The following is a 13,423-nucleotide window of genomic DNA, read 5'->3' as shown; positions in this document are numbered from 1 at the left end:
CGGTTCCTCGTGGGGCTGGGGCCGGCCCGCTCAGGAGCCGAACTCGATTTCCTTGATGTCTGGTATCTGCTCGCGGAGGTACTGCCCGAGCTTCTTCTTCACCCGCGCCTCGATCTGCCGCACGCGCTCGCGGGTGATGCCGTACTCGTCGCCGATCTCCTGGAGCGTGACCGGCTCCTCGTCGCGCATGAGCGCTTCGAGCCGCCGCTCGTAGATCACCAGGTCCTTGCCTTTCAACGTCTGCTTGAACTCGGCCGCCTTCTCGCGCACGAGGCGGTGATATTCCTCGTCGGCGACGGCCTCGGCAGTCTGGGCGGGGCCCGGCAGAAAATCAAGGAGCGTGGCCTCTTCGCCCTCGTTCACCGGCGCGTTCACCGAGAGGTCGCGCCCGGCGAGGCGCTGCTCCATCTCGACGACTTCCTTCTCCTTCACTCCGAGCCGGTCGGCGATGAGCTTGGGCTCGGCGGTGAAGCCCTCGCGCTCGAGGCGCTCGCGCTCCTTCTGGAGGTTGAAGAAGAGCTTGCGCTGGGCCTGCGTGGTGCCGACCTTCACCATCCGCCAGTTGTTCATGATGTAGCGGATGATGTACGCGCGCACCCACCAGACGGCGTAGGATGGGAAGCGCACGCCGCGATAGGGATCGAAGTTCTTGATCGCCTCGAGCAGGCCGACGTTGCCCTCCTGTACGAGGTCGAGGAGGTTCTGCACGGCGCGCTGGTACTCGCGCGCGATCATGACCACGAGCCGCAGATTCGAGCTGACGAGCCGCACCGCGGCTTTCTTGTCGCCCTGCTCGCGCCAGCGTACCGCCAGCTCGTGCTCCTCCTCGCGTGTGAGGACGGGGATGCGGCGGATCTCGGCGAGGTAGCGCTGCAGCGTGTCGGCGGCGGGGACGAGCACGCCGAGCGACGCCGGCACGTCGGTCGGCGCGGCCGTCGTCGCCGCCGCGGCCTCCGGCTCCTCCTCGTCGGCGCCGGTCGGCAGGACCTGGGCGTCGTCGTCCGGCCCGATGACCTCGGGCTCGATCGGCGCGCGGGTGTCGTCGTCGGCCACGGCCGCCCTCACAGCGCCAGGTGGGCGCGGACGCTCTCGCCCCCGTAGGCGGCCTCGAGCGCCTGGAGCGCGTCGTCCATCTTTTCGCCGGCGCCGTCGCGCGGCACCTGGATCATCAGGCGGACGTAGAGGTCGCCGGCCTCGCCGCCCTTCGGGTCGGGCGCACCACGGCCGCGCAGCCGCAGGCGCTGGCCGCTCTGCGAGCCGGGCGCGACCTTCAGCTGCACCTTGCCGGCGAGCGTCGGTACTTCGATCGTCGCGCCGCGCACGGCCTCGACGACCGTGATCGGCACCTCGAGCATCAGATCTCGACCCTCGCGCTGGAGCAGCGGGTGCGGCCGCACCTTCACGACGAAGTAGAGGTCGCCGCTGCGTCCCCCGGCTCCGACGCCGCCCTTGCCCGCCACGCGCACGCGCGCGCCGTCGGCGACGCCGGCGGGGATCTTGACGTTCAGCTTCTCGCGCTTCTCGACCGTGCCGCTGCCGCCGCACGTCGTGCAGCCCTTGCGCCCGACGCGGCCCGTGCCGCCGCAGGTCTCGCAGACGACGGGACGCCGAACCGACACGGCCGTGCGCGTGCCGCGCAGCGCGTCGAGCAGATCGATCTCGATCGGATACTCGACGTCGCGCGGTGCCGAGGGCGGCGGCTCGGGCGCGGCGCCCTCGGCCGCGCCGCCGAACATCTCGTTCAGGATGTCGGCGAAGCCGCGCTCCGTCTCGGCGGCGCTGCGACGGCGGCCGCGCCGCGTCCCGGTGCCGAAGCCGAAGTCGAAGTCGCCGGCGCCGGCGCCCGGGCTGCCGCCGCGGAACGAGAAGCCCTGGCCGCTGTCGGCCCAGCGACGGTACTCGCGGGCGCGCGTGGCGTCGAAGCCGGGCGCCAGCCCCTCCTGGCCGAACTCGTCGTACAGCTTGCGCCGCTCCGGGTCGGAGAGCGCGTCGTGCGCGAGCGAGATCTCCTTGAAGCGCTCCTCGGCCTGCTTGTTGCCTGGGTTGAGGTCGGGATGGTGCTGACGCGCGAGCTTGCGGTACGCTTTCCGGATCTCGTCCGCGGTCGCCGTCTTCGCGACCCCCAGGATGGCGTAGAGGTCCTGCTGTTTCGCCATCGTCCGGGGCGCTCTCCTACTCGTCGTACGTGAGGCGCACCTTCGCGTCCGCGACCTCGCGGAGCGCCGTGACGATCTCCTTGTTGTCCGACTCCACGAGGGGGCGCGCCCCTTTGAGGAGCTGCTTCGCGCGCCGCGCCGCGAGCAGCACGAGCTCGAAACGGTTGGGGACCTGCTCGAGGCAGTCCTCCACGGTGATCCTGGCCATAAGGTGATCGGTGTAACGGAATCACGCCGGGAAGGGAACCCGGCCCGCGCGGATTGACCCGGCGACGGCCCCCCGCTACGGCCTGCGGTCCATGGGGCTGCTCGGACGCCTCCTCGGCAGAACGGACGACCCCACGGCGCTGCGTGCGGATCTGCGCGAGGCCCACGCGGCCGAGCTCGGCGCAGCCCTCGCGCTGCGCACGCACGCCGCGCAGGCCCGCTATCCGCAGCTCGCGGCGCGCCTCGAGGCCCTGGCCGACGTCGAGGCGCGCCACGCGGGCTGGATCGCCGAGGAGCTGCGCCGCCTCGGCGACGCCCCCTCCGACGTGGAGCCGCCCCTCGTCACCGGCCGGAGCCCCTGGGAGAGGGCGTGCGAGGCTCGCCGAACGGCACAGCGCAAACGCCGCCGCCTGCGGGAGCTGCTGACGCGCTGGGACCCCGACGAGGCGGCCGCGGCGACGGTCCTGCGACGCATCGAGCGCGAGGACGCCGCGGGCCTCGCCGTCCTCGAAGAGGTCGTCGTGCGCAGCGACCCCCACGCCCGGGACTGACGACCCGCAGCCTCTCGGCCATGCCGCCTGAGATCGGCCTGCTCCGTCACGCCCCGCCGTGCACGAGGTGCAGGAACACCTCGCGGTTGCCCTTCGGGCCCGGCAGGACCGAGTCCGCCTCGCCGCGGACCGTGAAACCGAGCGCGACGGCCGCCGCGCGCACGCGCGCGACCGCCTCGGCGCGCACGGCGTCGTCGCGCACCACCCCGCCCTTCCCCACCTGCCCACGCCCGGCCTCGAACTGCGGCTTCACGAGCGCGAGCACGACGGCGCCCGGGGCCGCCACCGCGGCGACCGCGGGCAGGATCAGCGTCAGGGAGATGAACGATACGTCGATCACGACCAGGGCGGGCGCGATCGGAACCTGCTCCCGCCTAAGCCCGCGCGCGTTCATACGCTCGAGCACCGTGACCCGCGGGTCCTGGCGCAGGCGCCAGGCGAGCTGGCCGTAGCCGACGTCGACCGCCACCACGCGGCGCGCTCCGCGCTGCAGGAGGCAGTCGGTGAAACCACCCGTCGAGGCGCCGACGTCGAGGCAGTCGAGACCGGTCGGCTCCACGCCGAAGGCGTCGAGCGCACCGACGAGCTTCTCGCCGCCGCGGCTGACCCAGGGCGACGCCTCCGCGCGCAGGCGCAATGCGGCGTCGGCCGCGACCACCGTGCCCGGCTTGTCGGCGGGCCGCTCGTCGACGAGCACCGCGCCCGCGAGGATCAGGCGCTGCGCGCGCTCGCGGCTGGGCGCCAGGCCGCGCTCGACGAGCAGCCGGTCGAGCCGCACCCCGCCGGCCACGACGGCCTCAGGCGCTCGCGGCCAGGGCGAGTACGTCCGCCTGGGCGACGACCCAGGTCGCGACGGCGCGCAGCGGCTCGGCCGGCTGGCCGAGCGGGACCAGGGCGGCAAGCGCGGCGTCGCGGGCGCGGGCGGCATGGGCGCGGGCGCCGTCCATGCCGAGAACGCCCGGGTAAGTCACCTTCTCCAGCGCCGCGTCGGTACGGCCGTCGCCCGCCTCGAGCGCGTCGAGGACGTCGTCGACGATCTGGAACGCCAGCCCGAGCTGCTCGCCGTAGGTCGTGAGGCGGCGCAGGAGCGGCGCCTTCGCCCCGCCCACGAGGCCGCCGACGCGCACCGCCGCCGTGAACAGCGCCCCCGTCTTGCGGCGGTGGATGGCGCGCACCTGGGCGAGCGTGCCCTGACGCCCCTCGCCCGCGAGGTCGAGCGCCTGCCCGCCGACCATGCCCTGCTCGCCCGCCGCCGCCGCCACCTCCGCGATCGCATGCACGGCGCGCTCGGGTGCGACGCCGCGCGCGCCGGCCATCAGCCCGAAGGCTTCGGTGAGAAGCGCGTCGCCGACCAGGATCGCCATGCCCTCGCCGTAGACCTTGTGGCTCGTCGGCCGCCCGCGGCGCAGATCGTCGTCGTCCATCGCCGGCAGATCGTCGTGCACCAGCGAGTAGGTGTGGATCAGCTCGAGCGCGCATGCGAACGGCAGGACCGCGCGCGCCGTGCCGCCGGCGACCTCCGCGGCGGCGACGGTGAGGATCGGCCGCAGGCGCTTGCCGCCTGCCAGGAGGCTGTAGCGGATCGCGCGGCGGAGCGCCGGACGGCCGGCCGGGAAGGCGGCGGCCAGCGCGCGCTCGACCAGGCGGCGGCGCGCGGCGAGATAGCGTTCGAGGTCCACGCTCACTCGTCCTCGTCGAGGGACCGCGTGACGAGCGACCCGTCGGCCGTACGCAGCAGCACCTCGACCCGTTGCTCGATGGCCTCGAGCCGCCCGCCGAGCTCCTTCACGAGGATCATGCCGCGCTCGAACACGGCGAGCGACTCCTCGAGCGGCAGCTCGCCGTGCTCGAGCCGTCGCACGATGCCTTCGAGCTCCGCCAGCGCGTCCTCGAAGCGCGCGCCGCTCTCGCCGTTCGCGGCCGCCGGAGCGTCGGTGCGGGCCATCGGGTCGTGTCGGGGCATCAGGTCTCCGTGTCGGTGATGCGTGCGGCCGCCCGTCCGCGCGCCAGCACCAGCGTGACGCGTTCGCCCGGGGCGAGCACTGCCGCATCCTGTACCACGGGCCCATCGGCGGCTCCACGGCGAACGATCGCGTAGCCGCGCGCGAGACACGCGAGCGGCGAGAGCGCGGCGAGCCGCCCGGCGCGCGCGTCGAGCTGCCCCCGCGCCTCACGCTGGCGAACCGCGAGCCCCGTGCGCAGGCGCGCGGCCAGGACCTCGACCTGCCGGCGCGCCGCCGTCGCGCGGACCACCGGACCCGCCTGCGCGACCCGCGCGGCGAGTCCGCCCACCTGCCGGCGCGCCGACGCCGTACGCGCCGCCGGCCCGGCCTGACCGAGCCGCACCGCAAGCCCGTCGAGCTCGCGCCGCTCCCAGACGGCGCGGCGGCGCAGCGCGGCCGGCAGGCGCTCGCGCAGGTCGTCGACCCGCTGCCAGCCGAGCTCAGCCGGCGCCGCGGGCTGCCGAGACGCCGCCCGAGTTGCTCGACCTGCTCGCGCATGCCGCGTACGCGGCGCGCCAGCGCGGCCCGCAGAGCGGCGTGGGCCAGCCCCACGCGGCGCCCGACGTCGGCTCGATCCGGCACCACGAGGGCCGCCGCGGCGGTCGGCGTCGCGGCCCGCACGTCGGCGACGAAGTCGGCGATCGTGACGTCGACCTCGTGTCCGACCGCCGACACCACCGGCATGCCCGCCGCCGCGATCGCGCGCGCGACGACCTCCTCGTTGAACGCCCACAGATCCTCGAGCGAGCCGCCGCCGCGTCCGACGATGCAGACGTCGACCCCGAACGCATCGAGGTCGGCGAGCCCGCGGGCGATCTCGCCCGCGGCGCCCGCGCCCTGCACCCGCACCGGCCGTACGACGACGCGCGCCGCCGGCCAGCGCCGGCGCAGCACCACGCGCATGTCGTGGATGACCGCGCCCGAGAGCGCGGTGACCACGCCGATGGTGCGAGGAAACCCCGGCAGCGGCCGCTTGCGCTCGACGGTGAACAGCCCCTCCGCATGCAGCCGGGCCTTCAGCTGCTCGAACGCCAGGCGGAGCGCGCCGAGCCCGCGCGGCTCCATCGTCTCGACGTACAGCTGGAGGTCGCCGCGTGCAGGATAGAGCCCGACGCGAGCCCAGACGATCACGTCCATGCCGTCGGCGGGCCGGAACGGCAGGAAGCGCGCGGCGCTGCGGAACATCGCCGCCCGCAGCTGCGCGTCCCCGTCCTTCAGCGTGAAGTAGAGGTGCCCGGACGACGGCACCCGCAGCCCCGAGATCTCGCCCGCGACCCAGACCGAGCCGACCTCACGCTCGAGCGTGCCCTGCAGCAGCCCGGCGAGCTCGCCGACCGACAGGACGCGAGGAGCCGGACGGCTCACCCGTCGCGCTTCGCGACGAAGGTCTTGAAGACCTGCCAGCTCTTCAGAAGCTCGAGGGCACGGTCGAGCTGCGGGTCCTTGCCGAGCTCACCCTCGCGTAGGTCCGGGTTCTCCGCCGGCGTCGTGTCGATCGGCACGAGCTGGCCGTCGGGACCCCCCGCGTCGCCACCGATGACGGCGCCGGGATCGGTCTCGCCGTCGGGGCGCTCGAGGTGGCGCGGCAGGTTCGACTCGCGCACGCCGCGGTCGATGGCCGCCAGCTGGGCGCCCTGTTCCATCGTGATGTCTGGCACGATGCCGGTCGCCTGGATGGAGCGGCCGTTCGGCGTGTAGTAGCGCGCGGTCGTGAGGCGCAGCGCCGACGAGTCGTCGAGCGGCAGGATGGTCTGCACCGAGCCCTTGCCGAAGGTGGTGGTGCCGAGGACGAGCGCGCGCTTGTGGTCCTGAAGGGCGCCGGCGACGATCTCCGAGGCGCTCGCCGAGCCGCCGTTCACGAGCACGACCATCGGGAAGTTCGCGAACGTCGACGCCTTGTGCGCGAAGTACTTCTGCTTCTGGTTCTCGAGCCGGCCGTCGGTGTAGACGATCATGCCCGAGTCGAGGAACAGGTCACTCACCTTGACGGCCTGCTGCAGGAGACCGCCCGGGTTGTTGCGCAGGTCGAGCACTAGGCCCTGGAGGCCGCCGGTCTCGCGATCGAGGTCGCGCAGCGCCCTCGCGACGTCGTCGTCGGTGCGCTCCTGGAACTGCGTGATGCGGATGTAGCCGTAGCCGCCCTCGAGGACCCGCGCCTTGACGCTCTGGATCTTGATGACCTCGCGGGTGAGCGTGGCATCGAACAGCTGCTGCGGCTCCTCGCGCTTGATGGTGAGCTTCACCTTGGTGTTCTTCGGCCCGCGCATCTTCTTGACCGCGTCGACAAGGGACATATCCTTCGTGAACTCGCCGTCGATCTTGAGGATGACGTCCTGCGGCTTGATGCCGGCCCGCCAGGCGGGCGTGTCCTCGATGGGGGCGACGACCGTCAGCATGCCGTTGCGGTTCGTGATCTCGATGCCGAGGCCGCCGAAGCTGCCCTTGGTCTCGACCTGGAGCTCCTTGTAGAGCTCGGGCGTCAGGTAGGCGCTGTGCGGGTCGAGCGCCGTCAGCATGCCGTTGATGGCGCCTTCGACGAGGCGCTTCGTGTCGACGTCCTCGACGTAGTTCTTCTGGATGATGGCGAGGACGTTGGTGAACGCCTCCAGCTCCTCGTAGGCGTCGCGCGGCGACGACGCGCCGGCGACCCTCTCCGCTCCGCGTCCGCCCGAAAGGAGCACCGCCAGCAGCACACCCAGCGGAACCGCCAGCGCCAGACCCCTGCGTCGATTGCCGTTCATCCGAACCTCGCGATGCGCGTCACTATACGCGTGCCATTCGATAGAGGAAAACCCGTCTTCACGGCGTGCCCGTGTCCGGACCGCCGGCGGCGAGAAGACGCTCAAGAGCCACCACCTGCTCGGGGGCGTCCCAGTTGCGCGGCCCGATGACGCGCTCGGCGATGCGTCCGTCACGGTCGACGATGAAGGTCTCGGGGTAGCCCCAGACGCCGTAGGCACTGCCCACCTGGTGCTCCGGGTCGATCAGCACCGGGAACGTCAGCCCGAGCCCCCGGACGAACGGCTCGACGACCGCCCTGCCGCCGTCGTCCTGGCTGACGGCGAGGAGCACGAGGCCCTGCGGGCCGAGGCGCCGGTGGAGCCGCTCCATCGACGGCATCTCCTCGCGACACGGTGGACACCAGGTGGTCCACAGGTTCACGAGCACGACCTTGCCACGGAGGGCCGAGAGCCGCACCGCCTGGCCCGCCAGGTCGGGCACCGAGAAGTCGGGGGCAAGCCCGGGCGACCGTCGCGACGCCGCGATCAGCACGCCCGCCGCGACCACCCCGATGGCGACGGTCGTGAGCGCGATCCTCAGGCCGCGGCGGTCCGCCATCGTCTCTGGAGCCGGAGCAGCTGCGCCGTGCCGAGCACGATGAGGCCGATGCTGGTCCACTGCGCCGCCGTGAGCCCGAGCCCCACGACGGGGTTGATGCGCAGGAACTCGACCGCAAAGCGCGCGCCGCTGGCGAGGATCAGGTACCAGGCGATCTGGCTGCCGTCGGGATGCGGTTCCCGCCGGCGCCGCCACAGGAAGGCGAAGACCGCCAGGTAGGCGAGCGTCTCGTAGATCGGCGTCGGGTGCACGTAGACGTCGGCGGGCCACACGGTCTGGCCGTCGGCGCCGCAGCGCGCCGGCGGGATGCCGCACACGACCGCGTACGGATACCGCATGCCCCAGGGCGCCGTGGTGACCGCCCCCCAGTCGCCGTCACCCGAGAGCTGGCAACCGACGCGGCCGATCGCCTGCCCCAGCACGAGCGCCGGCGCGGCGGCGTCGGCGCCCTGCATCCACGGGATGCCGTGGCGGCGGAAGAGCAGCGTCACCGCGAGCGCGCCGCCGACGAGCCCGCCGTAGAAGACGAAGCCGCTGCCGGTGAAGAGGAAGCCGATCGGGTCGCGCACGAAGGCGGGCCAGTCCTCGAGCACGAGCCACACCCGCGCGCCGACGAGGCTGCCGACCGCCGCCCACACGATCACCGACGACGCCAGCTCGGGATCGAAGCCCTTGCGCCCGAACTCGCGCTGGAGAACCTGCGCGCCGGCGAGGAAGGCGAGCGCGAGCATCACGCCGAAGATATGGATCGGCAGCGGCCCGATGTGGAGGTTGTCCGGGAACATCCGGGAGAGCGCGCATCCTAGCCGAGGCTCTCCGCCGCCGCCACTCGCGGCCGCCCCTCGCGCGTCCGGGATGATCGTGCTTAAACGCGGCGCGTGCGGGCGGTCGTGCAACGCGTGCGCGAAGCGAGCGTCGCGGTCGACGGCGAGGTCGTGGGCGCGATCGGACACGGCCTCTGCGTGCTGCTCGGCGTCGGCACGGCGGACGCCGACGGCGACGCCGAGCGGCTGTCGCGCAAGATCGTCGGCCTGCGCGTCTTCGAGGACGACGCCGGGCAGATGAACCGCGCGCTCGCCGATGTCGGCGGGGGGATGCTCGTGGTGTCGCAGTTCACGCTCTACGGCGACTGCCGCCGGGGACGACGACCGTCGTTCACCGCGGCCGCGCCTCCCGCCCAGGCGGAGGCGCTGTACGAGCGCTTCGTCGCGCACGCGCGCGCCGAGGGCGTCGCCGTCGAGACCGGCCGCTTCCGCACCCACATGCGGGTGGCGCTCGTGAACGACGGCCCGGTGACGCTGCTGCTCGAGAGCGGAGAGCTGGGCTGAGATGGCGCGCGCCGGCTTCACCGCGATCCACGCGGGACGCATCCGCTTCGGCCGCGACGGCCAGTGGTACTGCGACGACGAGCGCATCCCGAACGCCGCCATCTGTCGGCTCTACGCCCGCGCCATGACGGTCGGCGACGACGGCGTCGCCCGCCTCGAGCTGGGCGAGGACCGCGCCCAGGTCGAGATCGAGGACACGCCCTGGGTCGTCACCACCATCGACGACGCCCCGGACGGCGGCATCCGCCTCCACCTCAACGACGAAACCGAGGAGCCGCTCGACGCCGGCACGCTGCGCGTCGGGCCCGACAACGTCCTCTACGCGCGCGTGAAGGACGGCCGCGTCGAAGCCCGCTTCCTGCGTAAGGCCTACTACGCGCTCATGCGTCGCGCCGAGCCGGGCGCGGCCGACGGCGACGCCGTGCTGCGCGTCGGCACGCGCCGCGTGCCGCTGCGCGCGCCGGGAGCCTGAGCGCGTGCACGTGGTGCTCGTGGAACCCGAGATCCCGCCCAACACCGGCTCCATCGGCCGGTTGTGCGTCGCAACCGACACGCCGCTGCACCTCGTCGAGCCGCTCGGCTTCATGATCGACGACAAGCACGTGCGCCGCGCCGGGCTCGACTACTGGCCGCACGTCCGGCTGCACCTGCACCACGACTGGATCGCGTTCGAGGCCGACCGCCCGAGGGGCCGCCTCCTCTGCTTCGCCGCGCGGGCGCCACGCTCCTACCTCGAGGTGCGCTACCGCGCCGACGACCTCCTCGTCTTCGGCGGCGAGAGCCACGGCCTGCCGCCTGCCATCCGTGACGCCCACGCCGACGCCCTCGTCGGCATCCCGATCGACAGCCCGCACGTCCGCAGCCTGAACCTCGCGACCGCGGTCGCCATCGCCCTCTACGAGGCCCGCCGCCAGCTCGCCGCCTGATGCGCCGATCCCTCGCCGTCGTCGCTCTCGCCCTCGCCGCCGCGTGCACCGCCCTGCCGCGTGCGCGCGAGCTCGGCTTCCACGCCTCCGACGCCGACGCCGGCCTCACCCGGCTCGTACACGGCAGCTTCGTGGTCGATCTCGCCGGCGAGCGGCTGCTCGTCGACCCATGGTTCAACTCCGGCCTGCTCACGCGCCAGAGCGAGCCGCTTGGCCTGGTGCCGTCGCAGCTGCCGGCGGTGGCCGCCGTGCTCGTCACCGACGACGCCACCGAGCACCTCGACGCGAGCGCGCTCGGCGAGCTCGCGGCGAAGACGCCGCGCGCGATCGTCCCCGCGTCGCTCGCGCGACGTCTCCAGCGCCTCGGCTTTCGCGAGGTGACGCCGCTCGTCGCCTGGGAGAGCACGACGGTCGGCGACGTGCGCGTGACCGGCGTCCCGTCGGGCCAGGGCGAGGCCGCGCTCGGCTACGTCCTCGAGGGCGCCGGCGCCAGCCTCTACTTCGTCGGCGACGCGCCCTGGTTCCCGGCGCTGCACGAGATCGCCGCTCGGTTTCCACGCCTCTCGGTCGCGGTGCTGCCGATCGGCGGCAAGCGCACCGTCGGCCTCCGCCGCACGATGGACCCCGAGCAGGCGGCCGACGCCGCCAAGCTCCTCGCCCCGCAGCGCATCGTCCCCGCCCAGTACGGTGCCAGCAGCGTCCCGCCGCTGGTCTTGTACGCCGACGATCCCGTCGGCGCGTTCCGCCAGGCCCTCCGCCGTGACGGCATCCCGCCCGACCGCCTCCTCGTCCTCGATCCCGGCGAAAGCTGGCACTGGCTGCGGCCCGCAGCCACCGCACGCCGGACGCCCGACTGAATCGGGCGGCGGTCTCGCCGGCCCGCGCACGCCGCCGACGCCCTCGCCCCCCCGGAGCGAGCGGCCGTCAGAACTCGACGACCGTCTTCACCCCCGGCTCGAGCCGGATCGAGTCCGCGAAGCGGATCAGCCGCTCGCCGAGCGACATGACGACCGACGTCGTGCGCAGCCCGCCGCCGAAGAAGCGGACCCCGCGCATCAGCGCCCCGTCGGTGACGCCGGTCGCGACGAAGAGGATCTCCGGCCCGGGGGCCAGGTCCATCTCGGTGTAGACCCGCTTCACGTCGGTGATGCCCATCTTGCGCATGCGCTCCTCCTGACCGGGCTTGGTCGGGACGAGACGCCCGCGCATGCCGCCGCCGAGACAGCGCAGCGCGGCGGCGACGAGCACGCCCTCGGGCGCGCCGCCGATGCCCATGACGGCGTGGACGTTGGTGCCGCGCACGGCCGCCGTGATGCCGGCCGACAGGTCGCCGTCGCCGATCAGCCGGATGCGTGCGCCGGCGGCGCGGATGTCGGCGATCAGCTGCGCGTGGCGCTCGCGGTCGAGCACGATGACGACGAGGTCGTCGACGTCGCGCCCGAGTGCCTTGGCGATGTTCTGGAGATTGGTCGCGACCGGGGCGTCGATGTCGATGACGTCCTTCGCCGCCGGCCCGACGCAGATCTTCTCCATGTAGCAGTCGGGCGCGTGCAGCAGCCCGCCGCGGTTCGACGCCGCGAGCACCGCGATGGCACCCGGGGCGCCGGTGGCGCAGAGGTTCGTGCCCTCGAGCGGGTCGACGGCGATGTCGACCTCGATGTCGCTGTCGTCCCAGCGGCCGACCTTCTCGCCGATGAACAGCATCGGCGCCTCGTCGCGCTCGCCCTCGCCGATCACGACGGTCCCCCGCATCTGCAGGCGGTCCATCGCCTTGCGCATCGCCTCCACGGCCACGTGGTCGGAATGCTTGCGCTTTCCCTGCCCCATCGTGCGGGCAGCGTCGACGGCGGCTTCCTCGCACACGCGCAGGAAGTCCCGAGACAGCGTCTCCAGGCTCATGCAGTTCCCCCCTGAGTGCGCCGGTCGGCTACTTGCCGGCGTAGATGTCCATCACGTCGCGCAGGAAGACGAGCGCGTCGTCCTTCTTCCGCTGGAACGAGTTGCGGCCGATGATCGAGCCGAAGCCGCCGCCGGCGTTGATGGCGCGGATCTCGTCCATCACCGCCGACGTCTCCTTCGCCTCGCCGCCCGAGAAGATGACGATGCGACGGCCGCCGAACGACGCCTGCACCACGTGCTTCACGCGGTCGGTGAGCGTGGAGACCGGGATCTGCTCCTTCTCGTAGACCTTGCGCGCGGCGTCCTGCTCGATGTGCGCCGTCGGCGGCTTCACCTTCACGACGTGCGCGCCGAGCTGGCAGGCGATCTGGGCCGCGTAGGCGACGACGTCGATCGCGGTCTCGCCCTGCTTCGAGAGGCTCGAGCCGCGCGGATACGACCACACGACGACGGCGAGGCCCTTGCGCTTGGCCTCCTCGGTCAGCTCCTTCAGCTCCTCGACCATGACGTTGCGCAGCTCGGAGCCGGGATAGATCGTGAAGCCGATGGCGACGCAGCCGATGCGCACGGCCTCGTCGACGCTGCCGGTGATCGCCGAGCACGGCTCGCCCTGCGAGAGCGAGTCGGAGCTGTTCACCTTCATGATGAGCGGGATGTCGCCCGCGAACTCGGCGGCGCCGGCCTCGAGGAAGCCGAGCGGCGCGGCGTAGGCGTTGCAACCCGCCGCGATGCCGAGCTCGAAGTGGTAGCGCGGGTCGTAGCCGGCCGGGTTGGGCGCGAAGGACCGCGCCGGACCGTGCTCGTAGCCCTGGTCGACCGGCAGGATGACCATCTTGCCGCTCCCGCCGAGCCGGCCGTGGTTCAGCATGCGCGCCAGGTTGGTGAGCGTTCCGGGGTTGTCGCTCCCGTACCAGCTCAGGATCTCGCGAACTCGCTCCTTCATTTCCCGGTCCCCTTTCCCCGACGTCCGTGTTTCCCCCCGGGGTCGCCTCGGCCCCGTCGAGCAAGGCCGAT

16 protein-coding genes and 1 pseudogene are annotated in these 13,423 nt (G+C 73.0%); 5 read left to right on the top strand and 12 right to left on the bottom strand.

Translation table 11 applies throughout. The features are described from left to right. Window positions 1-30: 30 nt before the first annotated feature. The 3 genes from KIT14_17705 to rpoZ are packed head-to-tail and all read right to left on the bottom strand — an operon-like array spanning window position 31 to window position 2,364. A complete protein-coding gene (locus KIT14_17705) occupies window positions 31-1,053 on the bottom strand; it encodes an RNA polymerase factor sigma-32 (protein MCW5892360.1) in 1,023 nt (340 codons plus the stop codon). Between the two features lie 8 nt (window positions 1,054-1,061). After that, window positions 1,062-2,156: a J domain-containing protein gene (locus KIT14_17700; protein MCW5892359.1), complete on the bottom strand. Its 1,095-nt coding sequence runs from the start codon at window positions 2,154-2,156 to the stop codon at window positions 1,062-1,064. A 16-nt stretch (window positions 2,157-2,172) separates the two neighbouring features. Next, the gene (gene rpoZ, locus KIT14_17695; protein MCW5892358.1) at window positions 2,173-2,364 is read right to left on the bottom strand and encodes a DNA-directed RNA polymerase subunit omega; all 192 of its coding nucleotides are present in this window, start codon (window positions 2,362-2,364) and stop codon (window positions 2,173-2,175) included. Window positions 2,365-2,455: 91 nt separating this feature from the next. On the opposite strand from rpoZ, the gene KIT14_17690 reads away from it, so the two are divergent. Continuing rightward, window positions 2,456-2,914 carry a hypothetical protein gene (locus tag KIT14_17690; GenBank protein ID MCW5892357.1) on the top strand — a complete coding sequence of 153 codons (459 nt, stop codon included), beginning with the start codon at window positions 2,456-2,458 and terminating at the stop codon, window positions 2,912-2,914. Window positions 2,915-2,960: 46 nt separating this feature from the next. Here the strand turns inward: KIT14_17690 and KIT14_17685 are convergent, their stop codons facing one another. From KIT14_17685 to KIT14_17655, 7 genes and pseudogenes are all read right to left on the bottom strand, one after another. After that, on the bottom strand, window positions 2,961-3,704 hold the full coding sequence (locus KIT14_17685) for a TlyA family RNA methyltransferase (GenBank protein ID MCW5892356.1): 744 nt from the start codon (window positions 3,702-3,704) through the stop codon (window positions 2,961-2,963). 7 nt (window positions 3,705-3,711) lie between these two features. Then, window positions 3,712-4,593 (bottom strand): polyprenyl synthetase family protein, encoded by an 882-nt coding sequence (locus KIT14_17680; GenBank protein MCW5892355.1) that lies wholly within the window; start codon window positions 4,591-4,593, stop codon window positions 3,712-3,714. Window positions 4,594-4,595: 2 nt separating this feature from the next. Then, window positions 4,596-4,859: an exodeoxyribonuclease VII small subunit gene (xseB, locus tag KIT14_17675; protein MCW5892354.1), complete on the bottom strand. Its 264-nt coding sequence runs from the start codon at window positions 4,857-4,859 to the stop codon at window positions 4,596-4,598. A 17-nt stretch (window positions 4,860-4,876) separates the two neighbouring features. Continuing rightward, window positions 4,877-6,282, bottom strand: a pseudogene (xseA, locus tag KIT14_17670) (exodeoxyribonuclease VII large subunit). After that, window positions 6,279-7,658 carry a S41 family peptidase gene (locus KIT14_17665; GenBank protein MCW5892353.1) on the bottom strand — a complete coding sequence of 460 codons (1,380 nt, stop codon included), beginning with the start codon at window positions 7,656-7,658 and terminating at the stop codon, window positions 6,279-6,281. Before KIT14_17665 ends, xseA begins: the two are co-directional and overlap by 4 nt. A gap of 58 nt (window positions 7,659-7,716) precedes the next feature. Then, complete coding sequence (locus KIT14_17660) at window positions 7,717-8,256, bottom strand: TlpA family protein disulfide reductase (GenBank protein ID MCW5892352.1); 540 nt, start codon at window positions 8,254-8,256, stop codon at window positions 7,717-7,719. After that, the gene (locus tag KIT14_17655) at window positions 8,235-9,041 is read right to left on the bottom strand and encodes a prolipoprotein diacylglyceryl transferase (protein ID MCW5892351.1); all 807 of its coding nucleotides are present in this window, start codon (window positions 9,039-9,041) and stop codon (window positions 8,235-8,237) included. The genes KIT14_17660 and KIT14_17655 overlap by 22 nt, the downstream gene beginning before the upstream one ends. Window positions 9,042-9,134: 93 nt before the next feature. Between KIT14_17655 and dtd the strand changes: the two genes are divergently transcribed. From dtd to KIT14_17635, 4 genes are read left to right on the top strand one after another with little or no spacing between them, the layout of a single operon-like run. Next, window positions 9,135-9,584 carry a D-tyrosyl-tRNA(Tyr) deacylase gene (dtd, locus tag KIT14_17650; protein MCW5892350.1) on the top strand — a complete coding sequence of 150 codons (450 nt, stop codon included), beginning with the start codon at window positions 9,135-9,137 and terminating at the stop codon, window positions 9,582-9,584. Window position 9,585: 1 nt separating this feature from the next. Beyond that, complete coding sequence (locus KIT14_17645) at window positions 9,586-10,056, top strand: DUF1285 domain-containing protein (protein MCW5892349.1); 471 nt, start codon at window positions 9,586-9,588, stop codon at window positions 10,054-10,056. A gap of 4 nt (window positions 10,057-10,060) precedes the next feature. Beyond that, window positions 10,061-10,510, top strand: a complete 450-nt coding sequence (locus KIT14_17640; GenBank protein ID MCW5892348.1) for a tRNA (cytidine(34)-2'-O)-methyltransferase — start codon at window positions 10,061-10,063, stop codon at window positions 10,508-10,510. Next, a complete protein-coding gene (locus KIT14_17635; GenBank protein ID MCW5892347.1) occupies window positions 10,510-11,367 on the top strand; it encodes an MBL fold metallo-hydrolase in 858 nt (285 codons plus the stop codon). Before KIT14_17640 ends, KIT14_17635 begins: the two co-directional genes overlap by 1 nt. Window positions 11,368-11,434: 67 nt before the next feature. Here KIT14_17635 and glpX read toward each other — a convergent pair whose 3' ends face one another. Beyond that, window positions 11,435-12,409, bottom strand: a complete 975-nt coding sequence (gene glpX / locus KIT14_17630) for a class II fructose-bisphosphatase (GenBank protein ID MCW5892346.1) — start codon at window positions 12,407-12,409, stop codon at window positions 11,435-11,437. 28 nt (window positions 12,410-12,437) lie between these two features. Further along, window positions 12,438-13,352, bottom strand: a complete 915-nt coding sequence (locus tag KIT14_17625) for a class I fructose-bisphosphate aldolase (protein MCW5892345.1) — start codon at window positions 13,350-13,352, stop codon at window positions 12,438-12,440. Window positions 13,353-13,423: the final 71 nt, after the last annotated feature.

This window comes from bacterium, assembly GCA_026129405.1.
Lineage (GTDB): Bacteria > Desulfobacterota > Binatia > DP-6 > DP-6 > JAHCID01.
Note: the sequence above shows the minus strand (reverse complement) of the source record. Positions and strands in the feature narration are given on the sequence as shown.